The organism is Trinickia caryophylli, from assembly GCF_034424545.1.
Classification (GTDB): Bacteria; Pseudomonadota; Gammaproteobacteria; order Burkholderiales; family Burkholderiaceae; genus Trinickia; species Trinickia caryophylli.
This window is the reverse complement of sequence record NZ_CP139970.1, coordinates 3,715,198-3,738,479: the sequence shown is the minus strand read 5'-3', so window position 1 is coordinate 3,738,479 and position 23,282 is coordinate 3,715,198. Positions and strand designations below refer to the sequence as shown.

Genomic DNA, 23,282 nt, shown 5'->3' with positions numbered 1-23,282 from the left:
AGCCGGCGCGGGGTGGAGAAGGAATGCACGAACGCCATGGCTCGAGCCGCGCGGCTTAGGCGCGGAATTTCTCTTTCAGGTAAAGCGCAAGCCCGAGATCGTCCGATACCTGCAGCTTTCGCATCGCGCTGCGCTTGTGCGTACTGACGGTCTTCTTGCTGCGCCGCAAGCGGGCGGCCGTCTGCGATACGGACAAGCCTTCGGCGATATACCGGAGAATCTCGACCTCGGCTGACGAGAGCGTATCTTCGCGCGGCAACGGAACGATCGTTTCGATCCTGCCGCCGCGCACGGCGAAGAACTTGCGCGGGGCACCGACTGCGCCGCGCACGACCTCCGCGATCAGCGGCAGCGGCGTCGCTTTTTCAAGAAACGCGTTGGCGCCGGCGCGGTGGCACAGGCATTCGGCATCGGCCGCGCGTGCGGCCGACAGCACCACGATCACGAGTTCCGGCGCGCTGGCGCGCAGCCGCCGAATGAACGCCGCGCCGTCTACGCGGTCGTCAGGCAGGTAAAAGTCGACGAGCGCGACGTCATAGCCGCCCTGCTCGATCTGAGCCAGCAACTCGTCGGCAGTGGAAACCATCGCGCCCACCTCGAAGTCGGCAAAGTCGCGCAAATAGGTTGCCACGCCAAGTGCGACGATGGGGTGATCGTCGAGCAGAACCACCTTGATGCGGTGTTTCGGCCGAGACAATAACAGGATCTTCCGGGAATTCATGCGCTTTCGCCCTCGCTTCTCTCATTGGCTAATTCGAATATGTGTTTTGCCTGAATTCAATTACCGCCAGCAGCCCCGCAACCTGGCACGAATCGCGGGCGCTCGCAATTCTTGAAATAATCGCCCTGCGATTTCTGTGAATTATCCGCAATGCGCGCCCGAGAAAATTCGGAATCGGCCGCTCCCTGACGGACGGTCATTGAAACGCTCGCGCCAGCGCTGGCGCGGCATGGGCGACCGATTCTAGCCGATGCCAATGCGATCAACAACCGCTGCGCCTGCGAATGTCATCTCGAAATAGTCAAATCAGAATATTCCCTTCATTCCGTCCTATAAATTCAGAAAAATCTCACTTGCCACTGATTTAATGGTTGACCGCCGCTCTTTCGAGATACGGAAGCACCAAGCAATACTGGCAGAGCAGGCACCGCGAGAACAGATGAAGGCTCGCTCGTCGATTTCGCTCGCGGCACGAGCGTTGCTCGATCGATCAACGGCAATCGGACCGCAGTGAGACTGCGTGCGGCAGTGCATAGCGCTTTGCTTTCGATCGAGGAACCGCAACGATGGGAAACGACACCGAGCACAGAAAGACCAACCCGGCGCAATCGGAGATAGGGCGCGGCACGCCGCCCGCGCGCACGCCTGAAGCGCTGCCGGATACGGATATCGAGCCGGATCAAGCGCCGGTACGCGATACGCCGGAGGTCGGGGCGCCGGGTGCGGACAGCGCTGGCGGCGGTGCAACGAACGGATCGTAGGCGCGCCGCTCCACTGCAACTGCATCGCCCGTTTGCCGCGATGAACGCCTCGGCAGGTTCACAGCATTCTGTGGCGCGAGGGATGCACTGAATGCCGCCGTCAAATCAACCGGAAACCGATCATGAAGCCCCTGCTGAAAGTCTCCGTCGTCCTGCTGGTCGCCGTTCTTGCGGGTAATCGCATCGCCGACTATCTGTACAGCCTGCGGCGCTCGGCCGCCGGCTAGTGAGCGCCCGCCCGCGGCTACGTCAGGCGCAGGCGTGGAAGCTTGGCTTGGAGCCGGGAACGGAATGTGAAAACCCCGCTTTCGGGCGGGGCGCGCGTTCGGCTTGGTTCGGCCTGGTGTGGAAGCAGGCTCCCCTATGCAGGCATCCCTTGCCTAAGGGCGCAGATCCGGGCGATAGACGGCCACAAATCTTTGGCCCCCCCACGAGGAATCGGAAGAATTCCGCTCTGGCGTTACTCTCTTGGTACCAGCCACCCTGCCGTATCGCCTTATACGCACCGATATACGTAAAAGTTCGGCCACCGGCGCCATGCCCGAGAAACGCGTGCAAACCCGCCGCGGCCGCCCGGAGCTCCCGTGTCCGGCACATCGAACGGCGTCCGCCGTCCGCACCATGAGCCTATGTCGGTGCGTCCGAGGCGTCGCCGCGCAGGTGGTACTTGGTGTTTCTGGGACGGCCCCGGGCCGGCCGCCAAAGCATCAACGAATGCATGCTTTTGGCACGTCCTTTTCCTTCTACCAAACCACGCCGCCCGACGAGGCGCTTCAACGGACTGAACTTTCCGCGAAGCCCTGCGCGGCCATGCGCTCGATAGCTTGCAACCCAATGGTGCAGCATCGAATAGTCGATCCCTTGACGCGTCGCCACGTCACCACGGTTGCGCCTTTGCGCAGACATGCCTTAACCAAGCGTTATCGGAACTGCTCGTCGTAGTTCGCCATGAAAAACACCCCAAAGCTTGGATCGGTGTCCAACTTTTGGGGTGCGGTTCACGGGGCGGGCCTGTCCTTATTCCTTCTAGCCTTTCTCGAGAAGCTTATCGAGAGGAACTGCTAACGTCGAAAAGACGTTTGCAACGTCTAGATAATTCAGCCGCCTCTCTGCAACGTCCACCATGATTTCTTCGAGCGCGGCACTTCGAGCCACCATGAAATTTTCCAGCAACAGATAGGTCAGCGCCGAAACGAGTGCCGTTCGCTTATTCGCATCAGAGAACGCATGCCCACGCGCTATCGCCTCTGCGTACATCCCGGCGATCTCGAAAACATCCTGCAGGTTGTTGATACCCATTATGTCAAGTCTGGATGCACCGCAACAATTCAATGAATTCAATTAATTCAATGACTTGTGCCACTCTCACCACGATGGACGTGCGTTATCAGGCCGGACGCAGCGCAACATCGGCGTTGGCTGGCAGGTCTTACAACGGGTTCGAGGTGCCGAGGAGGTGCCCGCGAGGCGGCGGCCGCAAGCAGCGCGAGGAGAAGCATGTGGCTCAGTCCGATCTTCATTGCGGCAACCCTCCCGCTTCCCGAGCCAGCCGCTTGCCATCCGTCGTCGACACGAGAGACAACTCGAAGCTGTATTCGTGCGTCTGCGTGATGAGCGTCGGAATGTCTCCCGGGAACATAGCCAACAACTCAGCGAAGTCGCTCGTCGATATCTCGACGCTTCCGCCCATTTTCATGACGAGCACGGCGCAGATTTTCGTCATTTGCTCGTACATCTGTTCCTCGTTGCCCGGATTCAGCCTATGCACCGTCATTTCTGCCTCCTTACGTACGCCATGCCGCGAATACCCGATCGAGCTCTCGCTGATCGCGCTTGATGAGTGGTTTGTGACGCGCCTCGGCGTCGCGCCGGCGGGCGCGCGCTACCGCTTCCGACTTGGCCGTCCTGGGCACCGCCGGCGGCAGACGCTTCACCGTTCTTTCGTACCTCGCTGGCCGGCCGATCCGCTTCACGTAGCCCGAGCCGATCAGCGCAGCGAGCTGGCGCGCGGTGGCGCGCGGGTGAACGCCGCGGCGATCGGCGAGCTCGCTTACCGTCAGCGGGCCGAGCCCCTCAAGGAGCGCGCAGAGTGTGCGCTGCGCCGATCCTTCACGCTCGTTCTGCTTCACGATTCCACCGTGTTACGATTGTTCCGCCGCTGACTTGGGAGCCGTAATGGAAGACAGCTTTGAGATCTTTGATGTGAGAACCGTCGAGACCGGCGACTATTTGTCGTTCACCGTCAAAGATGGATCCGACGAAATTCCCGCAACGATCTCCCGCACAGCCTTGGCGGTTTTGGACCAGGGGGGCAACCACGACGCGGGCGCAGTCTTCGAAGCTCACAAAGAGCGAATTCGAAAAGCGGCCTACGAAATGCGGCGCAGAAATCCCGGGGTTAGCTCGATTCGATTGGGAAGCAGCAATTTCTAGTTTCATACTGCCGGCTCCGAGCTGGCAGTGCTATACGGCAGGTACACGTGCGGCCGGCGCATGCGGCTCGTGCCGAACTGCTGCGCCTCGCGGTTGAAGTAGAGCGCGAGGCGGCGGTGCTGCGTATCGCCGTTGCGCTGTTTGTGAAGCTCGAGAAAGGCGTCCGGCTCTTCGTCGCTGGCGTCCTCGCCATCCTTTCCTGCCGACCACACCGTGAACACGTTGTCGGCCGCGTCCGTGATGACACCTGAGCCCGAGATGTCCTGCTTGCCCGGCATACGCTTCTCGTCCTGCCCCTTGCGGGGGTGCGCGACGAGATGCACGTGCGTATCGTTGGCGCGCGCCCAATTTGCGAGTTTGCGCATTGCCTCCTTCTGAGCCGTGATCGCTCCGGGCCCGTCCGATTGGACGTCGGTCATCATCAACGAGTCGATGACGCAATGCCGTATGCCGTAGCGCTTGTAGGCGTACGTGAATACGCTGATGAGCCGGTCGATCGACGCGGTACCGACGAGCGCGAACAGCCACATGCGCTCGCGCAGCCATTGCTCCATGTGATTGAGGTAGGCGATAGACGGTCGATCGACGGCGCCGAGCTGCTTCGCGAGACGCTTGCCTTGTCGCGCTGGCGTCATCTCGCCCGAGAACACGCAGGAGCGCTCGCCCTGCAGGATGAGCCCGATCTGCACCTGGTTCAGCAGCAGCGACTTGCCGTGCCCGTTGTAGCCCGACCAGACGGTCACCTCGCCAGGGCGAAACTCGAACCAGACTTGCGATTCGTCGCCGAAACGGAGGAACGGATGGTGGCCGTCCTCCTGGGACGGATAGAAAAGCGCCTTGACCGCCGGCCAGAAATCCGAGATCGAGCGCAACTCGTCGGGATCGAATGTCTTCGACTCGGACAGGCAGCACCGAAAATCCGCCGGAGATGCGCCGCCGAGCAGGTACTCGTTCGCGTCCTTCGAGGCGCCGAACGTGACGACTCGGCACCGCTCGAGGCCGAGGCGGTTCGCCACCTCCTTGACGCCCTTCCGCCCCGCCTCATCGTTGTCGAAGCACAGGTAGATCGTGCTGAAGCGCTCGAGCTTCGACCAGTCGTTGTCGAGCCACTGGTGATTGCCGGCGCCGGCGTTCACCGACAGCGCCGGGATGCCGACCTGATGCAGCGTCATCGCATCGATCTCGCCTTCGGTGATCGCCACGCTTCGCTGCCGCGGATCGATCAGGTGCCAGCCAAAGAGGCACGGCTCGGCGCCCGCCTCCTGCCGCATGTCGGCCTTCGATGCGATGTTTCGGTACTTCGCGTTGATGAGCTCGCCGTCGCGCAGGTACGGAAAGACGGCGTACGTGACGTCGCCGCGGACCTGCTCGCAGATCTTGAACGCGTCGATCGTGGCCTCGGTGAGACCGCTATCCGACAGCCATTCTCCGATGATGGTCGTGGGCCGCGTGCACTGCGGGCGCCCCGGGCGCTTGTAGACCGGCGCCACGCGCTGCGGCATCTCGTCGCGCACGCCGAGTACTGCTTGGCATCGCGCATCGCCTCCGCGACCGACTGGCTGCGGCACTGGCACCAAAGATCGAGCATATCGCCGTCGATGCCGGCATTGAAATCTCGCCACACGCCGCGCTTCGCGCCGCTGATGCAGACCGATAGGCTCTTGCCGGCCTCGCCGCCCACACTACCGACCTTCCATTCCTTGCCCTGCTTCTTGCCTTGCGGTAGCAGGTACTCGGCGATCTGAACGGCGTTTTCGGCCATCAGGGCGGCCAGTTCGTGAGCGTTCACGCTGCCTCCTGAGGCCACGGCTCGACGTTCGCGCCGGGGATCCTGCGCGTCGGCCTGCCATCACGCCAGAGGCCCGCGTTGCGCTCCGTGCACCCGGCATTGATCGCGTCCCACTGGTTGCCGAAGCCGGCTGCGGTCCACCACGCCACAGGAGCATCGTCCGCCGACAGCAGATCCCCCTGCTCGGCTGCCTGCGGCGCGTACTCGTCGAAGTGCCTGTCGGGCCCGAAGAACGTCGCAGCCTGCTTGACGTACGGCGTGCCGACGTTGCTCTTCGCCACCATCGCGGCCGCGTAGGCCTTCACCGCGGCGATCAGCGAATCCGCGCTCACGCCTTCACGGATCCGAGCGTTCCAAGCCTTCAACGCGGCCTTCTTCGAGTTCCCGCCATCACGCTTCGGATACAGCCGCCATGCTTCCTCGAATTTCTCGTCGATCGCACAAGAGCGGTTCTTTGATGGTTTATTGATGGTTAAGGATGGATTGGGTGCAACGGCTGCACCCCGTGGCGTCGAAATTTGCACCCCGTTCCTCACGGGGTGCAGCAGTGACACCCCGTTTCATCATCAGGTCGTAGCTCACCGGCCGGCGGTCGCCACGGTCGATGTAGGCAGCAACGATGGCCTGATTGCCCTTCTGGATGACACCGATCTTCTCGAGTTCGCCCAGTTTGGCGCGCACGGACCGCTCTGACATCCTGGTGTCTTTGACGAGCGTCGCGACTGATGGGAACGCCGCTTTGCCGGCGTGGTCCGCGTAGTTCGCGAGACACAGCAGAACATGCCGCGCGGAAGCGTCCAGGACTATCTCCTGCTCGATGGCCCATGCCATTGCCTGAACGCTCATCGCATCGCCTCTGCAAGGGCGAGTTCCATGGCCACGCGCTGATCGGCGCTGCGCGCGCGGATCTCGCGGTGCATCTCCGCCATGCAGATGCGGCGCCAAAGAGGCGTGGCCGACGGCGATTCCATCAACACGCCGAGCGCGGATATTCTCGCCTCGCGCTCAGCGTCAGCGCGGGCCTGACCGGTCACGTCGATATGGTCGACTGCGGCGATCGACCATGAGTCGAGCTTCGGACGAACGAATGCGTGCGGCGCGCGCACGCGCACCTGAGGAATCGACATGGCGGACCTCAGGCGGCTTGCTGTTCAGCGGGAGTGGCGCGGTAGGCGGCGGGATTCGACGCCCAGCGGTGCAATTCGGCGTTAGGCCAAAGGGCCGTGCGCTGCGTCGGGGAGATGTGCCGCGGGAAGCGACCGGCAATCTCCCAAAGGCGGATCGTTTCGCGGGACAGGCCGCCAGTGAACGCCTTTACACGCGGGAACGACGAAAAACCGTCGATGGGAAGGGATGCGGGTTGCGGGAGTTGTGCGCCACCGCGCACACGTTCGCCTGTTCTTGCTGCCATGCTTCTAACCTCATGCAAGGTTGGTGTACATGGCTTCTCATTATTGTCATCTGCGCCCGTCTGTTTGCCAGTTGGCAAAACTCGTTGCCAACTGGCAAACGATTAGCCCCTCAGGAGGCGGATTCCGGCCCCGATACTGTCGCGTAGGGATGTATGACTAACGCCCCTGGCGTCAGCATTCGGCCTGCCGGACAGGACCGCAGTTACGTCGTCTGCAATCGCATTTGCGCTCGGCCCGTCATTCTTCTTATATCGACCGTTCTTTTCCGCCAGAAGCAGCGCCAGCGCGCCTATCTGCTTCTGAAGCGACTCCCGTTCTCGGGTGCTTAGCGTGCTCGGCTCGACGCTAGGCACGACACTCACGCTCTGAATGAAAGAAGCCAGATTGCTTGTGCGCACAACGAGATTACGGTCTTCTGGCAGACCTCCAGCCGGATAATAGCCTTCGCTGGCGGGTCTCGCCTTTCTATCAGCGAGAAACTTCTTCCGCATCTCGGCGTGCACCTTCAACAGCGCGTCGCCCTCTTCGGCAGGCAGTTTTTCTTCATTGATAAATTGCTTCAGTTTCGTAAGTTGCGCGCTTGACCCCGCTGCGTACTCGTTATCGTCCATACTCTCTTGAAGCTGGCAAACGAGATCCGCCCGCTGAACGAATGAACCTTCAAGATTTGTAGAGGTGACAGGATGGCCGCCGATCAGCATCTGAAACCTATGCTCAACATCGAGCCGATCGCCGCCCAGCAAGGGCAAGTCCCAAACACCATCGATCTTGATTACATCATTGCCAAAGTTAACGTATTGATCTCGATCCTCGTAGAGTTTTAGACTCCGCATGAAGCGAATGTGCGTTGCGCCATCGTGGCCGGGAATGCTTTCGAGACTAGGGAGATCGCCCCACTCAACGCTTTCAGGCCCAACAATTCTGCCGTAGCGCGCGTAAGCACCATTCACGAAGTTGACCGAAAGCGTCAGCCGCCCTTCGAGCGAAAATTGCAGCAAGTCAGCTTCCGACACTTCCTCGCCGAATACTGCGGACAGATGCGTCGCCGCATCCGGTAGCGTTACCCACTCCTTCAGGCTGAATAGCTTGCTCACTCAACCTCCTCGCGCTTGTCTTGCAGCATCGCAATCCCTGCCTTGATGCTGGCGCGCAAAGACGCAGAGCTAACCCCGCGTGTATTCGCATCTGGCAGCGCGTTTAACACGAGTGCAACAGCTTCCGCAATCTGGTTCGCGTTCGGCTTGTCTCCGTTTTTATACTTGGCCGACTTCTCGGCCAATACCAAGGCCAGTGCGGCTATCTGCTTTTGCAGCGATTCGCGCTCGCGTCTCGATAGGTCGGAAGGGACATCGATAACAGTAGCGGCCGATGGCGCAGCTTGACCTTCATCGGATGAGGACATATCGAGGTCAATGCCATCGAACCAAAATTTGGGTAACGGCAATCCCTTCCTTTCCGCCCATTTATGAAAGTCTTCTTTCCTTATGCATAGCTGATTACAGGTCGAAGCCAATTCATAGACGTCAACGGTCTTTGGCCCACCGTATTGGATAACCTCGCTCATCGCAGTGAAATGGCTATCTTTCATAACGATAGGGCCATCACCGCTATGTAGGTAGTGGAGACTGTAATCTTTATTTCTCGACAAGAATTCGTCGACTTCTCTTTCTGTATCCAGAATCATGGAGTCAACGAGCGGGTCGGTTACCCTTAGCTCACCATATGCGATGGAATATAGTATCTCGAACGTGTAATCTCGTTTCGATTCCTTCTTCCACGACGAAGCTATGTCGCTGATACTCAGCGCCCAAACGCGATGGTCCATTGCGCCCTCACGCACCCCTAAAATGAAACGCGACAGCAGGGTAAGGGAGCCCTGCTTTCGCCCCGTCGGGCTAGGCGCGGTTGTAACTGTAAAATCCCGTAGCGACGTAAATATACGCCGAAATTTGACCAACTCCGCCAAAGGTTAGCCGTGCCATCAATGTTCCTCACCGACGAAGAACTTACCTAACTCACGCACTACGCCCGTAACTCGGCGCGCCGCGACGCCCTCAACCAGATGGGTGTGCATCATAAGGTTCGGCCCGATGGATCGATCGCCGTCCTGCGCGCCCATGTCGAGCGACTCTTCGGCGAAAAGCCCAAAAACGACGATCCGCCGGAGCGGGAGCCCGACTGGTCGGCAGCGAACTAGCCCTTCGGATACCTCCTGCAAAGCGTCGTTAGCGCCCGAGACGCGTCGAGGATTCCCCGAAGGCAGGCGTCGATGGCTTCGTCGTAATCGGCGAGTTTCTGCTCCAGCGTCGGCCGCGCCGATGGAAAGGCCAAAATATCGGCGCGCGGGACATCTGCAATCGGGCGCAGCCGCGGCCGGCCCACTTTACGACGCATCGGCAATGAGACGATGTTGTCAGGCATGGTCAGCCCCTCCTGTCTCGAGCTTCGCGTTATGCACCAAGCCCATGAGGTTCGTTGCCAGCTTTTCTACCTGCTCGCGCAGATTGACCAACGTGCAGCGGATTGGCAGCCCATCCGGTGTGTCATCGGCGACTGCTTCCACCATGAACGCGAGAACGTTGAACACCTGCCACGCTGCGGCCGACTCGTCGTTCAGCATGTCGCTCACCCGGTCGAGCGTAGCAGCAGGTTGAACATCAGAGAAGGCTTTCTCGAACCCAGCGTCAAACGCGTCGCAAGCCGCTTCGGTCAGCTCGCCGAATTCCTCATCGCTCTGGCCGCACGCCTTTGGCAAGTGCTTGTTGATGAACGCGGAGCGCGTCTCTTCCCATACTTCATCGAATACGTCCTTCTGCCTGAACACATCTCGGGCGAGATTGAACACTTGCGCGATCGCCTCTTCTTTCGGCAATGACGCGAGGTTGACGAGTTTATCCATTTGTCTGCTCCTCTACCGCCGTTTCGGTGGAATTCTCTATCGCTTGCTCAAGCTGAAACGCCAACTCCGACATGCGAAGCACATACGCGATCAGGCACTTGGGATCAACCTCGTCGGTAAATTCTTTGAGGCTTGGAACGCCCCGAATCATCGCGGTCGGTTCGCTGACCGAGCGCAGCAAAAGTCTCTTTTCAGTCTCAGACATTGCTGGTCTCCTCTTGGACGCGAGTCGCCTGAATCGCCGCGCGGCTAGCTTCGTCCGCGCTAGCTGCACGGAATGCATCCCAAATTCGGCGGTCGCGCTCGTCGTCGACCTCGTCCCGGTAGTGCAGCCGACGTTCTCAGCGGCGCCGTTGACGTAGTTACTGAGATCGGCCGCGAGGTACTGAATAAGGCCAAGGGTTTCCTTGAGATTCAAGGGCGACGCCCAGAACTGCGGTGTCTCCATCGCGCGAAGAATTGTCGTCGTAAGCGATTCGATCTGCCCGAGCTGCACTTGGCACATGTTGTCGATGCCATTGATCGCTTCCTGGTACCGGCTCAGTTCGTTTTTTTCGGTATTTCGGTCCATATCACTCTCCATCATCTAATAATTCGGAGTGCTAACCAATGATGTGATCGCACTTCCTTTGCGTCCCAGCGCAGATTCTGCGACTGGCAGTCACGAGATCAATTCGTCGAAAAGAGGCTGAGGATGGGCTCAGAACGCTGATTCGAATCGGCCTTCGCAAGCGCAGCGGCGCTGGCCAATGCTGCGCCGGCGATGTCTAGCGCTTCGCGTTCCGATGGGGCCAAAGCAGCCGCGCGAATGGCTTGAGTGATGATGGAGATAAGTTGCTGGGCGTGCTCGGGGCGAACGGATACGTTGGGCATGATGGCTCCTGTGTTTCAAGAGCCCGCCTCCCATCGCCAAATGAGGTGGGCGGGCACGTGACGGGGTTGGCGAACCGGAACACAGGAACCGGCATGCGCGCGAGCGCATCCCCATCACGACCCACCCATAAACTGGGTGCGCAATGATACAACGGACGAAAAAATACCGCCTAGCGGCGGTCGTCCGCCTGTGTTGTCCGGGTCGCCAAACCCAGTCGCTGTTGTCTCAGCGACGATTCAAGTATCGTGCGCTACCGCACGAACGTCAAGCCGATTTTTCGATGGCTAGGGAAAACGCGACAGGCTGACGCACGATTCATCAGCCCTTCTTGAATGCATCGAGGTTCGGGCCGGCATCGTAACGAGCATCAGGCCGCTCTTCGCTGATGCCGAGCTTCCAGTCTCGATACGCGCGAAGAACCTTCGGCAAGCCGTTTCGGTCCACCACGAATTTCCATCGACGAGCCTCGAGCCAGCGAATCATGATCAGGCGTTGGTTTGGTTTGCAACCGATCAAGTCGGCCAGCTCATGGGACGATAGATAGTCGCTCATAGCCAAGGTCCAACGAATGATGAAAATCTATCCTATCCGCCGCGTCACCATCGGCAGATTCGCCGAACTCTCCGGCTACACAGAGAAGGCGATCCGTGGAAAGATCCATGACGGCACATGGGAGAAAGATCGCGTGTGCGTCAAAGCGCCCGATGGCCGCATCCTCGTCAATATCGACGGGTTCAACGAGTGGGTCGAAGGATCGATCGGGATAGACTGGCAAGCGATGCGCGAGCGGCTGCGATAGGGAGTCGCGGCGAAGGTCTTCGCGACGATGGCGCGATCGGTTGCCGGCGCAATTTGATCGATACCCAAAGGCGTTTCGCATGAAATATTTTTCACCAAGCCCTGAAGATTTTCAGCGCCTCAAGAACGAGCTAGGTCAAACTGGCAACCAGATGGCCGAGCTATTCGGCGTCGCCGACGGTCAGCAATGGCGCAAATACACGGGCCGCGCCGAACCGCGCCAGATGAGCCCGCAGATACTGTTCTTTGGCGCTGCGCGTCTCGTGCTCTCAGCCGAAGAGTTCGAACGCGTACTCGCGAAGATGCGGGAGATCGGGGCTGAGATCGAGCTCTAGTGACTATCGACCATGCGATAGCCACATAGTGAGATTCGCGCGCTCGCAGACAATCAGTAGCGCGGTCTATTTCCCGTCATCATCGACATACTGAGCCCATCGACGTTCGCCGATCGTTCGTTCACCGAGGTAACGCCTCGGATTGCCACACATCCAGCAGCTGCACGGCGTCGGCGTGTCGATCAAGCGACCGAGTTGCACTTCGGTCTTAGGAGGCTGGCCAGCCCACCACGACCGGCGCTTTTTCTTGAGCCGGGCTCGATCGGCTCGGTGTTGCGCTCCTCCCTGCATTTCGCACCTCGCATTTCAAACGTCGAATGTGCGAAAGCCCGCTCGCGGCGGGCTGCCGGGATTCTAGCGCGGATGCTGCCGGCGGAGACGGTGCGGCTCGGCGCGATGGATGGGATGCCGCCGGAGCAGCCTCCGCTGCGGGTTAGCGAGGCGATCGAGGTGCCGAGCGCCGCGGAGTTCGTCAGCTTTACTCAATCCGAGGAAACCTCGCTACGCGGACCCGGCGAGAAATTGCGTCGGTGCTGCTGGGCCGCCAGAATGTACCGGTAATGGGGCCAACCCCGTTCCCGGTAGCGTCCAGCGCGGCGACCACGCGGCAGACGTGAAAAGCCCGCGCGGGGCGGGCTACTTCGGAATGACGTCGAAGTCGTCAAAGCCTAATGCGATGCTGGCTACGATGTTCGCGAATCCTTGAACGTCAAGCCTTCCTTCGGCGACATGCACCATGTCGTCCTCAAGGCGAGCATTGCGCTCGACGTTGATATCCTGAAGTTTCAGGTATGTGAGAGCTGCGACAAGGGCCGTCCGCTTATTGGCGTCATTGAAGATGTGCCCCCGCGCGATCGCGACGGCGTACATTGCCGCGATACCAAAAACATCGTTCAGACCCGCATATGCGGCCCAGTTGTCTATCCGAGCGAGCGCGCTTTCTAGGCCAGCAAACCCGGGGCCGGCAAAACCAGGGAGCCCGGGCTCTTCCAGAAGGATTTCTTCGTGAATCTGAAGAACGAAAGCGGCGTCCAGCACGCGTCAGCGCTTCGCTAGCGCCTTGATGACGTCGCGATGCTCGTTGATGACTGCTCGAGCTGCGGAAACGACCGTGCGACGATCTGACTCGTTGGAAACGCGAACCACGTTCTTCGGTGCAATCATCGGACGAGCCGAACTCGACACGGGCTTTTTCGTGTCTTTCGTGTTCATAGTGACTCTCCGGCGGGTTTAAGTTACTTAACGGCATTCTACAACTAAAAGTTTAGGGATTCCTCAACCGTTGGTAACGCTTTGTTCGCGTGGAAGCACAACCGTCCGCAACCGGGTGTGCCGACTGTCCGCGAGCATCAGTCACCCTATGGTGACTTTTCTTACAAACTGTAACCGTCGAGCGACGCTCGATCGAGATAATCCCCCCACCACTGCATCATCCGGCGCCGCTCCGACAGGTACTGAGCGTGATTGTAGGCCGCGCGCACGTCGTCCCGCTCACTGTGCGCCAACTGACGCTCGATCCAGTCCGACTGAAAGCCCTGCTCGTTCAGTATGGTGGACGCCAGCCCGCGGAAGCCGTGACCGGTCATCCGTGAGTGGTAGCCCATCCGGTACAAGGCGAACAGGATCGTGTTCTCGCTGATCGGCTTCTGCGTGTTCGACTGGCTCGGGAACACCCACCGCCACCGGCCGTTGAGCTCCCTGAGCTGACGAATCACCTCGAGCGCCTGCGTCGACAACGGGACAATGTGTGGCGCCGGCATTTTCATCCGCTCGGCTGGAATGCGCCACTCCGCCTTCGCCTCGTCGATTTCGCTCCACTCGGCGTATCGCAGCTCGCCGGTGCGCACGAACGTCAACGCCATGAACTGCAGCGCCAACCGCGTCTGGAACTCGCCATCGTAGGCGGAGATCTTCCGCATGAGCTCGGGCAACTCGGCCTCGGTGACGCGCGCCATATGCTTGACCTTCCGCGTTTTCAACGCCCCTTTGAGATCCGGCGTCGGGTCGCGCTGGGCGCGGCCAGTGGCCACGCCAAAGCGGAATATCTGGCCGGCGATCTGCATCGACTTCTTCGACATTTCGAGCGCACCGCGTGCCTCGATCTTTCGCAGCACCGCAAGCAGCTCAGGCGCCGCGATCTCCGCAATCGGCTGCGCGCCGAGCGACGGGAAGAGTTCCTTCTCGAGCAGCTTCATCACGCCGTCCGCATATCCCTGTTTCCACGTCTGGCATTTTGCGTCGTGCCACTCGCGCGCGATCGCCTCGAAGGAGTTCGTGCGCCGCAGGCCGGCGTCGATTTTCGCGCGGCGTTTCTCGTGAGCTGGGTCAAGGCCGGCGCGGATCTGGTCTTTGATGGCGTCGCGCGCCTTGCGGGCAGCGAGTAAGGAGACTGCCGGATAGATGCCAATGGCATGCACCCTCTCCTTGCCGTCGACTCGGTACTTCAGCCGCCAGTATTTCGCGCCATTCGGCGCTACGTGTAGATACATGCCTTGGCCGTCGGCCAGCTTATAGGCCTTCTCGCGAGGCTTTGCGGCGCGCGCAGCGGCGTCCGTCAGGGGTTTCGAGGGCATCCGCAACTGGGGGTATCTGATACCCCATCTCGGTCAAAAAGTACCCCGAAAAGTACCCCCGCCGAATGTGGGTGTCAATGGGAAACCTTGGGAACAGATGGTAAGTGAATCAGCCGCAAGCCCTTGACTGGCCTGGGATTTTGGTAGAGGATGGGAAACGTTAGGAGCTTATTTGGCCCCCCCACGAGGAATCGAACCTCGATTTCAGGTTTAGAAGACCCGTGTTCTATCCGTTGAACTATGGGGAGGCGAAACTGCCATTGTACGACGCGCCCACAGGCGCGCCGGGGGCCGCATTATATAACCGATACGGCCCCAGTCCAAAGCCCCGCCGGAAGAGGCGTCAGACCGGCTGCGGGTGGGTCATGAACCAGGCAAGGCACAGCGCCCCCGCGAGCACGCAGTAGACGCCGAACGCCGCCAGCCGGCCGCGTCCTTCGAAGTACCGCATCAGGAAGCGAACGCTCAGATATGCGGCGATGGCGGTCAGCACTCCGCCAAGCAGCGCGTCGGCAAGCTGGCCACCCGAATGGAAGAGCTTCGGCAGTTCCAGCACGCCCGCCGCCAGGATGATCGGCGTGCCGAGCAGGAACGAAAACTCAGCTGCCCGCTCCGCCGTGAGCCCCGCGGCATTGCCCGCGATCATCGTCAGGCCACTGCGCGAAAAGCCGGGCACGAGCGCGCCAACCTGCGCGAGCCCCACGAGGAATGCCTGTCTGAAGCTGAGCTTCTCGGGCGGACGGTGCGCACGCGAGCGCTGCAGCCGGTCGCCGAGCCATAGCAGCAGCCCGTTGACGATCAGCGCCACCGCCACGATGCGCAAATCGTGAAACACGCGCTCGAGCCGCTTTTCGAGCAGCAGGCCAACGAGCCCCGCCGGAATCGTGCCGATGATCAGCGCCCACATCATATGGCCGTCGTCGTTGCGGCGGCCCGCCAGCGTGCCGAACCACCCCTTCACGAGATCGATCCAGCGCTGACGGAAGTACCAGAGCAACGCGAACGCCGTGCCCAGGTGCAGCGCAACGAGAAAAGGAATCAATTGCGGCGCGTGCTTGTCGATATGCATGCCGACGAGCGCCGGTGCGAGCAGCGTGTGACCGAGGCTGCTGACGGGGAAAAGCTCGGTGACGCCCTGCAGGACGCTCAGAAAGACCAGGAATCCAGAACTCACGCGTCGATCCTTTTTGCTTGAGAAAATACGAAAATGAAAGGAAGCAGCGCCCGTCGCCAGGCCCGCCTCGGCGAACGCGTGCGATTATGCCCACCGGGTAAGGCGGCGCCAAGCCGCACCCCGCTATTTTTTCCGATCAAAATGTGACCAAAAACGTCACGTGTCAGTCATAATCGGCTCAGATAATCGCGGCATCGTAAACGTTTTCAGTCCCAGTCACAGCTCCATCGGACGGTACAGACTGCAATGAAACATACCATCAAGGACGTGGCCGCCTACGCCGGCTTCTCCATCGCCACCGTTTCGCGCGCGATCAACGCCCCTCACACGGTCAATCGCGTGACCCTGGCCAAGATCCGAGAGGCCATCGACGCACTGCAGTTCCGCCCGAGCCCGCTCGGCCGGCAACTGCGCGGCGAGCGCACGCGGCTCGTCGGCATCGTGTTGCCCACGCTCGCCAACCCCGTCTTCGCCGAATGCCTGCAGGGAATCGACGACCTCGCCTCGAGCCAGGGTTACCGGCTGATGCTCATGACCACGCAGTACGACGCCGCGCGCGAGCGCAACGCGATCGAAACGCTCCTCGAGCAGCGCGTTGAAGGACTCATCCTGACCGTGGCGGACGCCGATACGCATCCGCTGCTCGACAAGCTCGAGCGCGACGGCACGCTCTACGTGCTCATGCACAACGACACGGTGCGCCGCCCGTCGGTTTCGGTCGACAACCGCCGCGCCGCATTCGACGGCGTGCGCATGCTGATCGAGCACGGCCATCGGCACATCGTCATGCTCGCGGGCACGCTGGCGGAGTCGGACCGGGCACGCCTGCGTTATCGCGGCTACGAGGATGCGATGCGACAAGCGGGGCTCACGCCCGTACCCGCACTCGAAGTCGATTTCAACGCGGACGAGCTCTCGAGCTCCGTGCTCTCGCACCTGACCGCGGGCCCGAACCGGCCCACCGCGCTTTTTTGCAGCAACGACCTGCTCGCCATGGTCGTCATGCGCGGGCTGCGCCGCGCGCGCTTTTCGGTGCCCGAGGATATGTCGATTCTCGGCTTCGACGGCCTCGCCATGGGCGAGTTGCTCTCGCCGCCGCTCGCGAGCATCTGTGCGCCGAATCGGGAAATCGGCTGTGCGGCGTGGCAGCGGCTCATGACCCGCATCGCGGGTGCCGACGACGGCGATTCGCTCTCGCTCACACTGCCGCACACGCTTCGCAAGGGCGCGACGGTCGCCGCGCTCTCCGGCGCGGGCGGCCTTGCCCTGCCCGTCCAGCCGATTGCCTGATCGCTCGTATCGGCAGCACCGGCAACGCTCCGCGGCCTCGCCGCGGAGTGGCCTTTCTCTGACGTTCATCCCTTTGCACGCAAGGAGACCTCACGTGACACGACGTTCCTCGCCTTCGTCGATCGGCGCGCGATTCGCACGCTTCAGATTCGCGCGCTTCATCCTCACCGGCGCCACGGCGTTCTATGCTTTCGCGCTGCCGCTCGCCGGCACGGCGCATGCCGAAGAAACCGCGATCTGCTACAACTGTCCGCCCGAGTGGGCCGATTGGGCAAGCCAGCTCAAGGCCATCAAGGAAAAGACCGGCATCGCGGTGCCGTCCGACAACAAGAACTCGGGGCAGGCCATCGCCCAGTTGATTGCCGAGCAAAAGAGCCCCGTGGCCGACGTCGTTTATCTCGGCGTCTCGTCGGCGTTCCAGGCGAAGGACAAGGGTGTCGTCGCGCCTTACAAGCCGCAGCATTGGGACGACATCCCCGCCGGCCTCAAGGATCCGCAAGGTTACTGGTTCGCGATCCATTCGGGCACGCTGGGCTTTTTCGTCAACAAGGATGCGCTGGAAGGCAAGCCCGTGCCGCAGTCGTGGGCGGACCTGCTCAAGCCCGAGTACAAGGGCATGGTGGGGTACCTCGATCCCTCCAGCGCATTCGTCGGCTATGCCGGGGCCGTGGCCGTCAATCAGGCACTCGGCGGCACGCTCGACAATTTCAAGCCCGCCCTCGACTGGTTTGCGAACCTGAAAAAGAACGCCCCGATCGTGCCGAAGCAGACGGCGTACGCCCGCGTGCTCTCGGGCGAGATCCCGATCCTCATCGACTACGACTTCGACGCCTATCGAGCCGAGTACAAGGATCATGCGAACGCAGCGTTCGTCATTCCCAAGGAAGGCACGATCACGGTGCCGTACGTCATGAGCCTCGTCAAAGGCGCGCCGCATGAGGCAAACGGCAAGAAGGTGCTCGATTTCGTGCTCTCCGACGAAGGGCAGAAGCTTTGGGCCAACGCCTATCTGCGCCCGGTGCGCGCAAGCGCAATGAGCAAGGAAGCAGCCGCCAGATTCCTGCCGGCAAGCGACTATGCGCGAGCAAAGGCCGTGGACTTCGCGAAGATGGCCGAAAAGCAGCAGCAATTCGGGCAGGATTACCTGAAAGCCGTGCAGTAACGAATCATCCGCGCAGTGTGCGCGCGCCGCGCCAGGTCGGAACGTAACGTGCCCGACCTCGCGGCAGGCGCGCGCAGCAGCACCCTGGCATCGCTCGCCGCCTCACGCGGCCTTCATCATGCATGACATCACGTTTCCCCTGCGCTGGCGCCTCGCACTCGTCGCGCCAGCGCTCGCGATCTTCGCGGCGTTCTGGCTTCTGCCAATGGGCGTACTCGCGACCGTCAGCGCCAACGGCCACGCTTTCGACACGTATCGTTCGCTCGTCACCAATGCGCGCTACATGAGCAGCCTCGCGTCCACGGTCGGCCTCTCGGCCGCCGTCACACTGACGACGCTCGCGTTGTCCGTCGTGGCAGGCCTCCTGCTCGCGCGCCGCGAGTTTCCCGGCAAGCGCACGCTCGTCGCTCTGCTCACGTTTCCATTGGCCTTTCCAGGCGTCGTCGTCGGCTTCATGGTCATCATGCTCGCCGGCCGCCAGGGGCTCATCGGCGCCGTCACGCAAAAGCTCACCGGCGACAAATGGGTCTTCGCCTATTCGATGGCCGGCCTCTTTTGCGGCTATCTGTATTTCTCCATTCCGCGCGTGATCGTTACCGTCATGGCCTCGGCTACGAAGCTCGACCCGTCGCTCGAAGAGGCCGCGCGCTCGCTCGGTGCTTCGCCCTGGCAGATCATGCGCGACGTGATCCTGCCCGGCCTCGCACCCGGCCTCGTCGCCGCCGGCGCCATCTGCTTCGCCACCGCGATGGGCGCGTTCGGCACCGCCTTCACGCTCGCCACCGATATCGACGTGCTGCCGATGACGATCTACACCGAGTTCACACTCAATGCGAACATGGTGACGGCTGCCGGGCTTTCGATCGTTCTCGGGCTCGTGACCTGGCTCGTGCTCGCGCTCGCCCGCGCGGCAACCGGCTCGGCCGTGGCTGCCACCGCGTGAGGGCACGATGAACGTTTTGATCGATACCGACACGGGCGCGAAGCGCGGCATGGCCCGTCTCGCGCACTGGCTATCCGCGCGGCACTTCATTGCGGCCGGCCAGTGGTTCGTCACGCTCGCGCTGTGTGCCTTTCTGATCGTACCCATCGTCATGTCCGTCATGGCCGGGCTCACCGTCAACTACTTCCGTGGCGTGTCGAGCGGCCTCACGCTGCGATGGCTCGTCGAGGTGTGGGCGCAATATCACGCCTCCATCTTCCTGTCGCTCGAGGTCGCCGGCGCCACGCTCGCAATCACGCTCCTCACGGGCGTGCCGGCCGCCTATGCCATCGCTCGCAGCAAGACGCGCGCGGCACGCATCGTCGAGGAACTGCTCGTCTTGCCGATCGCGTTGCCGGGGCTCGCCTCCGCGCTCGCGCTGATCGTCGTCTACGGCGGGTTCTCGAGCTTTCGCACGAGCGTCGCGTTCATCGTGGTCGGCCACGTCGTCTTCACACTGCCGTTCATGGTGCGCGCCGTCGCAGCCGTCGCGGCCAGTGTCGAGTTGCGCACGCTCGAGGAAGGCGCCGCCAGCCTCGGTGCCACGTTCTGGCAACGCTTCACGACCATCGTGCTGCCGAATCTGCGTCCGGGCATCGTTGCCGGCGCGCTGGCCGTGGTGACGCTCTCCATCGGCGAGTTCAATCTCACCTGGATGCTGCATACGCCCGACACGAAGACGCTGCCGGTCGGTCTCGCCGATACCTACGCCTCGCTGCGTATCGAGATCGGCAGCGCCTACACCATCCTGTTCTTCGTCATGACGATGCCGCTGCTCGTCGCCATGCAGTGGCTCGGCGTCGACGCCGCGGGCCAGCGCGTCAAGCGCGCCGGCGCCGCTCGCTGACGCCTTTTTTCTCCCCCGCCCCCATGAAATTCACCCCCGTTCCGATCACGCTGAAGCAGTGCGCGAAAACGTTTCAGGCGGCACGCGTGCTCGAGCCGATCGATCTGTCGATCGCCGCCGGCGAGACGATCGTGCTGCTCGGCCCGTCCGGTTGCGGCAAGACCACCACGCTGCGTATCATCGCCGGCCTCGAAACGCCCGATGCCGGCGGCACCGTTGCATTCGGCGACGACGATGTCACGCGCCTGCCGATCGAGCGCCGCCAAGTCGGCATGGTGTTTCAAAGCTATGCGCTCTTTCCCAACCTCAACGTGCGCGCAAATGTAGGCTACGGGCTGAAGATCGCGCGTGTCGAAGCATCGCTCGCGCGGCGCCGCGTGGACGAACTGCTCGCGATGATGCGGCTCGAAGCCCACGCCGACAAACCGATCAGCCAGCTCTCGGGCGGCCAGCGTCAGCGCGTCGCGCTCGCCCGCGCGCTCGCCCGCGAGCCGCGCGTGCTGCTGCTCGACGAGCCGCTCACCGCGCTCGACGCACGGCTGCGCGATACGCTTCGACGGGAAATGAACGCGCTCTTGCGCGGGCTCGGCGTGACGACGGTCTACGTCACGCACGATCAGGCCGAGGCGATGGAACTGGGCGACCGCATCGTCGTCATGAGTGCCGGGCGCATCGAGCAGATCGGCACGCCGCGCGAAATCTACTATCGCCCGGCAAACCGGCATGTCGCGCAGTTCGTCGGCACGATCAACCGCCTCGCGGGACAATGGCGGGACGGCGTCTTCGGCACGATGGGCGGCATGCTCGCCGCGCCGCCCGCGCTCGCGCAGCCCGGCGACGCCGAACTGTTCTTTCGTCCAGAGGATGCGCGGCTTGTCGAACCCGAGCGCGCAGCGCTGCGCGGCGTGGTGGATGCCGTCTCGTTTCTCGGCGAGCGTACGCGTGTGACGGTGAGCGGGGCCGCGCCCGATCCGCTCGTCGTCGACGCGGCCGGACGCATCGCGCTCGCGCGCGGCGATGCGGTCGGCATCGAAATTGCCCCGGAAGGACTCATCAGGCTCGGCTGAACGGCCGCGCGGCTTTTTTATTTTCTCGAATAACGGACGCCTCATGCTGCTGGCTCAAATCAGCGATCTTCACATCAAACGCCCCGGCGCACTCGCCTACCGGCGCGTCGATACGGCCGCCGCGCTCGCGCGCTGCGTCCACAGGCTCAATGCGCTCGATCCGCGCCCTGACGCCATCGTCATCACGGGCGACCTCGTCGATCTGGGCAGCATCGAGGAATATCGTCATCTCGCGGCGCTGCTCGCGCCGCTGCGCATTCCGTACTATCTGCTCGTGGGCAATCACGACAATCGCGCCGCTTTGCGCGAAGTCTTCAGCGACCACGCCTATCTGGCAACAGGCAGCGAGTTCGTGCAGTACAGCGTCGATATCGGGCCGCTCAAGCTCGTGGCGCTCGACTCGCAAACGCCGGGGCAAAGCCCGGGCACGCTCTGCGATGCGCGCCTTGCCTGGCTCGAACGTGCGCTGCAAGCCGCCGCCGGCGCGCCTGTCGTGGTTGCCTTGCATCATCCGCCGTTCGTCTCGGGTATCGGCCACATGGATCGCCAGCGGCTCGACCCGGCCGCGGCCGAACGGCTCGCCGCCGTCATCGCCCGCTTTCCGAACGTCGAACGCGTGATCTGCGGACACGTGCATCGGCCGATCGTCACGCGCTTCGCCGGCACCATCGCTTCGGCGGTGCCGGCTCCGGCGCATCAGGTCGCGCTCGATCTGCGCCGCGATGCACCGTCCGCGTTCCGGCTCGAGCCGCCCGCGTTCGCGCTGCATCTGCTCGACGACGACAACAGACTCGTGACGCATCACGCCTACATCGACGAAGGCGACGGCCCTTATCCCTTCTACGAGCCGAACGGCAGGCTTATCGATTGAGGCCCACGGTGCCAGCAGCTCCAGTCGAACCTGCCACGGACAACCGCTATTCGCGCGGCATCTTGCTGCTGCTCGCGACGATCGCCGGCGTGTCGGTCGCGAACATCTACTACAACCAGCCGCTGCTCGACGCGCTGCGCGCAACCTTTCCCGCCGCGGCCGCATGGGTTGGCGCCGTGCCGGCCGCCACGCAGCTCGGCTACGCGGCGGGCATGCTCTTTCTGGCGCCGCTGGGCGATCGCTTCGACCGGCGGCGGCTCATCCTGCTGCAGACCGCCGGCCTCGTGCTCGCGCTCATTGCCGCCTCGCTGGCACCCACGCTCGCCGTACTGGCCGTCGCCAGCCTTGCGATCGGCATCCTCGCCACGATCGCGCAGCAAGCCGTGCCGTTCTCCGCGGAGCTCGCGCCGCCCACCGAGCGCGGCCATGCCGTCGGTACGGTCATGAGCGGATTGCTGCTCGGTATCTTGCTTGCGCGCACGGCAGCCGGCTTCGTCGCGCAGTACTTCGGATGGCGCAGCGTGTTCGCCGCATCCGTGGCCGCTCTGCTTGCGCTGGCCGTGGTCGTCGTGCTGCGGTTGCCGAAAAGCCGACCTACCTCCACGCTGCCCTATGGGCGGCTGCTCGCGTCGATGTGGCACCTCGCCCGCGAGTTGCCGGGGCTGCGCGAGGCGTCGCTGACCGGTGCCGCGCTCTTCGCGGCGTTCAGTGCATTCTGGTCCGTGCTGACCTTGCTGCTCGCAGGCGAACCGTTTCATCTCGGGCCGCAGGCGGCGGGGCTTTTCGGTATCGTCGGCGCAGCGGGCGCGCTCGCCGCGCCGCTGGCGGGCCGCTCGGCCGACAAGCGCGGCCCGCGCGCCGTCATCTCGCTCTCGATCGTGCTCGTGGCAATCGCGTTCGTCGTATTCGGGCTGTCGGCACGAAGCCTCGTGGGGCTCGTGATCGGTGTGATCGTGCTCGACGTCGGCGTGCAGGCCGCTCAGATATCGAATCAGTCGCGCATCTATGCGCTCAAGCCGGAGGCGCGCAGCCGCGTCAATACCGTCTTCATGGTCTGCTACTTCATCGGCGGCTCGACCGGCTCCGCCGTCGGCGCGCTGGCGTGGCGCGTCTTCGGTTGGACAGGCGTGTGCGCGGCAGGCCTCGCTTTCGCGCTTGCCGCCGCGGCGAATCACATGCCGCGGCGCACTTAGCGTTCGGGCGCCGCAAGTCTCGCGCGGATCGCACGCCGCGATGTCCGCAGGCGCCCGCCGCTTCCGGTCCGTTGCAGCCGCGACGCCGGCGCCCGCAGGCG

At 62.4% G+C, this 23,282-nt stretch carries 31 protein-coding genes, 1 tRNA gene and 1 pseudogene; 12 read left to right on the top strand and 21 right to left on the bottom strand.

The features are described from left to right. Window positions 1-55: 55 nt before the first annotated feature. Window positions 56-721: a response regulator transcription factor gene (locus U0034_RS16920; protein ID WP_085226987.1), complete on the bottom strand. Its 666-nt coding sequence runs from the start codon at window positions 719-721 to the stop codon at window positions 56-58. 566 nt (window positions 722-1,287) lie between these two features. Here U0034_RS16920 and U0034_RS16915 point away from each other — a divergent pair. Next, entirely contained in the window at window positions 1,288-1,482 is a 195-nt protein-coding gene (locus tag U0034_RS16915; protein ID WP_085226985.1) for a hypothetical protein, read from the top strand. A gap of 780 nt (window positions 1,483-2,262) precedes the next feature. On the opposite strand, the pseudogene U0034_RS29245 reads toward U0034_RS16915, so the two are convergent. The 4 genes and pseudogenes from U0034_RS29245 to U0034_RS16900 all read right to left on the bottom strand — a co-directional run. Then, window positions 2,263-2,388 (bottom strand): annotated as a pseudogene (locus U0034_RS29245) (helix-turn-helix domain-containing protein); the annotation flags it as partial. A gap of 120 nt (window positions 2,389-2,508) precedes the next feature. Then, window positions 2,509-2,781 (bottom strand): type II toxin-antitoxin system death-on-curing family toxin, encoded by a 273-nt coding sequence (locus U0034_RS16910; RefSeq protein WP_085226982.1) that lies wholly within the window; start codon window positions 2,779-2,781, stop codon window positions 2,509-2,511. A gap of 217 nt (window positions 2,782-2,998) precedes the next feature. Beyond that, complete coding sequence (locus tag U0034_RS16905; protein ID WP_085226980.1) at window positions 2,999-3,256, bottom strand: hypothetical protein; 258 nt, start codon at window positions 3,254-3,256, stop codon at window positions 2,999-3,001. A 10-nt stretch (window positions 3,257-3,266) separates the two neighbouring features. After that, complete coding sequence (locus tag U0034_RS16900; RefSeq protein WP_085226978.1) at window positions 3,267-3,611, bottom strand: ArsR family transcriptional regulator; 345 nt, start codon at window positions 3,609-3,611, stop codon at window positions 3,267-3,269. A gap of 46 nt (window positions 3,612-3,657) precedes the next feature. Here U0034_RS16900 and U0034_RS16895 point away from each other — a divergent pair, with 46 nt between their 5' ends. Continuing rightward, on the top strand, window positions 3,658-3,915 hold the full coding sequence (locus U0034_RS16895) for a DUF1488 family protein (protein ID WP_085226976.1): 258 nt from the start codon (window positions 3,658-3,660) through the stop codon (window positions 3,913-3,915). Between the two features lie 2 nt (window positions 3,916-3,917). On the opposite strand, the gene U0034_RS16890 is transcribed toward U0034_RS16895, so the two are convergent. The 6 genes from U0034_RS16890 to U0034_RS16865 form a co-directional block, all read right to left on the bottom strand. Further along, on the bottom strand, window positions 3,918-5,429 hold the full coding sequence (locus U0034_RS16890) for a bifunctional DNA primase/helicase (protein WP_233211792.1): 1,512 nt from the start codon (window positions 5,427-5,429) through the stop codon (window positions 3,918-3,920). A gap of 271 nt (window positions 5,430-5,700) precedes the next feature. Continuing rightward, on the bottom strand, window positions 5,701-6,228 hold the full coding sequence (locus U0034_RS16885; protein WP_158243468.1) for a hypothetical protein: 528 nt from the start codon (window positions 6,226-6,228) through the stop codon (window positions 5,701-5,703). Then, window positions 6,167-6,550, bottom strand: coding sequence for a helix-turn-helix domain-containing protein (locus tag U0034_RS16880; RefSeq protein ID WP_102622836.1), 384 nt, complete (start codon window positions 6,548-6,550; stop codon window positions 6,167-6,169). Before U0034_RS16880 ends, U0034_RS16885 begins: the two co-directional genes overlap by 62 nt. Continuing rightward, window positions 6,547-6,831 carry a hypothetical protein gene (locus tag U0034_RS16875; RefSeq protein ID WP_085226972.1) on the bottom strand — a complete coding sequence of 95 codons (285 nt, stop codon included), beginning with the start codon at window positions 6,829-6,831 and terminating at the stop codon, window positions 6,547-6,549. The genes U0034_RS16880 and U0034_RS16875 overlap by 4 nt, the downstream gene beginning before the upstream one ends. Before the next feature lie 386 nt (window positions 6,832-7,217). Beyond that, window positions 7,218-8,210 carry a hypothetical protein gene (locus U0034_RS16870; RefSeq protein WP_085226969.1) on the bottom strand — a complete coding sequence of 331 codons (993 nt, stop codon included), beginning with the start codon at window positions 8,208-8,210 and terminating at the stop codon, window positions 7,218-7,220. Then, window positions 8,207-8,941: a hypothetical protein gene (locus U0034_RS16865; RefSeq protein ID WP_085226967.1), complete on the bottom strand. Its 735-nt coding sequence runs from the start codon at window positions 8,939-8,941 to the stop codon at window positions 8,207-8,209. The genes U0034_RS16870 and U0034_RS16865 overlap by 4 nt, the downstream gene beginning before the upstream one ends. Window positions 8,942-9,178: 237 nt before the next feature. Here U0034_RS16865 and U0034_RS29240 point away from each other — a divergent pair, with 237 nt between their 5' ends. After that, entirely contained in the window at window positions 9,179-9,313 is a 135-nt protein-coding gene (locus U0034_RS29240) for a DUF4224 domain-containing protein (protein WP_085226965.1), read from the top strand. Here the strand turns inward: U0034_RS29240 and U0034_RS16860 are convergent. From U0034_RS16860 to U0034_RS16840, 5 genes are all read right to left on the bottom strand, one after another. Continuing rightward, window positions 9,310-9,537 (bottom strand): hypothetical protein, encoded by a 228-nt coding sequence (locus U0034_RS16860; RefSeq protein ID WP_085226963.1) that lies wholly within the window; start codon window positions 9,535-9,537, stop codon window positions 9,310-9,312. The two genes, U0034_RS29240 and U0034_RS16860, sit on opposite strands and share 4 nt — an antisense overlap. Further along, entirely contained in the window at window positions 9,530-10,015 is a 486-nt protein-coding gene (locus tag U0034_RS16855; protein ID WP_085226961.1) for a hypothetical protein, read from the bottom strand. Before U0034_RS16855 ends, U0034_RS16860 begins: the two co-directional genes overlap by 8 nt. Next, window positions 10,008-10,586 (bottom strand): hypothetical protein, encoded by a 579-nt coding sequence (locus U0034_RS16850; RefSeq protein ID WP_139831136.1) that lies wholly within the window; start codon window positions 10,584-10,586, stop codon window positions 10,008-10,010. The genes U0034_RS16855 and U0034_RS16850 overlap by 8 nt, the downstream gene beginning before the upstream one ends. Before the next feature lie 98 nt (window positions 10,587-10,684). Next, window positions 10,685-10,888: a hypothetical protein gene (locus U0034_RS16845; protein ID WP_102622838.1), complete on the bottom strand. Its 204-nt coding sequence runs from the start codon at window positions 10,886-10,888 to the stop codon at window positions 10,685-10,687. Window positions 10,889-11,207: 319 nt separating this feature from the next. Beyond that, window positions 11,208-11,441: a DUF4224 domain-containing protein gene (locus U0034_RS16840; RefSeq protein WP_085226957.1), complete on the bottom strand. Its 234-nt coding sequence runs from the start codon at window positions 11,439-11,441 to the stop codon at window positions 11,208-11,210. A gap of 16 nt (window positions 11,442-11,457) precedes the next feature. Between U0034_RS16840 and U0034_RS16835 the strand changes: the two genes are divergently transcribed. Together U0034_RS16835 and U0034_RS16830 are read left to right on the top strand one after the other, a co-directional pair. After that, window positions 11,458-11,688 carry a hypothetical protein gene (locus tag U0034_RS16835; protein ID WP_085226954.1) on the top strand — a complete coding sequence of 77 codons (231 nt, stop codon included), beginning with the start codon at window positions 11,458-11,460 and terminating at the stop codon, window positions 11,686-11,688. Window positions 11,689-11,767: 79 nt separating this feature from the next. Then, a complete protein-coding gene (locus U0034_RS16830) occupies window positions 11,768-12,022 on the top strand; it encodes a transcriptional regulator (protein WP_085226952.1) in 255 nt (84 codons plus the stop codon). 636 nt (window positions 12,023-12,658) lie between these two features. On the opposite strand, the gene U0034_RS16825 is transcribed toward U0034_RS16830, so the two are convergent. The 5 genes from U0034_RS16825 to U0034_RS16805 all read right to left on the bottom strand — a co-directional run bounded on the left by U0034_RS16825 (window position 12,659) and on the right by U0034_RS16805 (window position 15,769). Beyond that, on the bottom strand, window positions 12,659-13,060 hold the full coding sequence (locus U0034_RS16825) for a type II toxin-antitoxin system death-on-curing family toxin (protein ID WP_085226948.1): 402 nt from the start codon (window positions 13,058-13,060) through the stop codon (window positions 12,659-12,661). A 3-nt stretch (window positions 13,061-13,063) separates the two neighbouring features. Beyond that, window positions 13,064-13,234 (bottom strand): hypothetical protein, encoded by a 171-nt coding sequence (locus tag U0034_RS16820; RefSeq protein ID WP_158243469.1) that lies wholly within the window; start codon window positions 13,232-13,234, stop codon window positions 13,064-13,066. 161 nt (window positions 13,235-13,395) lie between these two features. Next, window positions 13,396-14,595 carry a tyrosine-type recombinase/integrase gene (locus U0034_RS16815; protein ID WP_085226946.1) on the bottom strand — a complete coding sequence of 400 codons (1,200 nt, stop codon included), beginning with the start codon at window positions 14,593-14,595 and terminating at the stop codon, window positions 13,396-13,398. Window positions 14,596-14,768: 173 nt separating this feature from the next. Continuing rightward, a tRNA-Arg gene (locus tag U0034_RS16810) sits at window positions 14,769-14,843 on the bottom strand. Window positions 14,844-14,938: 95 nt separating this feature from the next. Beyond that, on the bottom strand, window positions 14,939-15,769 hold the full coding sequence (locus U0034_RS16805; protein WP_085226944.1) for an undecaprenyl-diphosphate phosphatase: 831 nt from the start codon (window positions 15,767-15,769) through the stop codon (window positions 14,939-14,941). A gap of 246 nt (window positions 15,770-16,015) precedes the next feature. Between U0034_RS16805 and U0034_RS16800 the strand changes: the two genes are divergently transcribed. The 7 genes from U0034_RS16800 to U0034_RS16770 all read left to right on the top strand — a co-directional run bounded on the left by U0034_RS16800 (window position 16,016) and on the right by U0034_RS16770 (window position 23,181). Further along, window positions 16,016-17,059 carry a substrate-binding domain-containing protein gene (locus U0034_RS16800; protein WP_085226942.1) on the top strand — a complete coding sequence of 348 codons (1,044 nt, stop codon included), beginning with the start codon at window positions 16,016-16,018 and terminating at the stop codon, window positions 17,057-17,059. Window positions 17,060-17,153: 94 nt separating this feature from the next. Beyond that, complete coding sequence (locus tag U0034_RS16795; RefSeq protein ID WP_085226940.1) at window positions 17,154-18,221, top strand: ABC transporter substrate-binding protein; 1,068 nt, start codon at window positions 17,154-17,156, stop codon at window positions 18,219-18,221. A 118-nt stretch (window positions 18,222-18,339) separates the two neighbouring features. Beyond that, the gene (locus tag U0034_RS16790; protein ID WP_085226938.1) at window positions 18,340-19,164 is read left to right on the top strand and encodes an ABC transporter permease; all 825 of its coding nucleotides are present in this window, start codon (window positions 18,340-18,342) and stop codon (window positions 19,162-19,164) included. A 7-nt stretch (window positions 19,165-19,171) separates the two neighbouring features. Then, on the top strand, window positions 19,172-20,050 hold the full coding sequence (locus U0034_RS16785) for an ABC transporter permease (protein WP_085226936.1): 879 nt from the start codon (window positions 19,172-19,174) through the stop codon (window positions 20,048-20,050). Window positions 20,051-20,073: 23 nt separating this feature from the next. Continuing rightward, complete coding sequence (locus U0034_RS16780; protein WP_085226934.1) at window positions 20,074-21,117, top strand: ABC transporter ATP-binding protein; 1,044 nt, start codon at window positions 20,074-20,076, stop codon at window positions 21,115-21,117. A gap of 43 nt (window positions 21,118-21,160) precedes the next feature. Further along, on the top strand, window positions 21,161-21,988 hold the full coding sequence (locus tag U0034_RS16775; RefSeq protein ID WP_085226932.1) for a phosphodiesterase: 828 nt from the start codon (window positions 21,161-21,163) through the stop codon (window positions 21,986-21,988). A gap of 8 nt (window positions 21,989-21,996) precedes the next feature. Next, window positions 21,997-23,181 (top strand): MFS transporter, encoded by a 1,185-nt coding sequence (locus U0034_RS16770; protein WP_102622840.1) that lies wholly within the window; start codon window positions 21,997-21,999, stop codon window positions 23,179-23,181. Window positions 23,182-23,282: the final 101 nt, after the last annotated feature.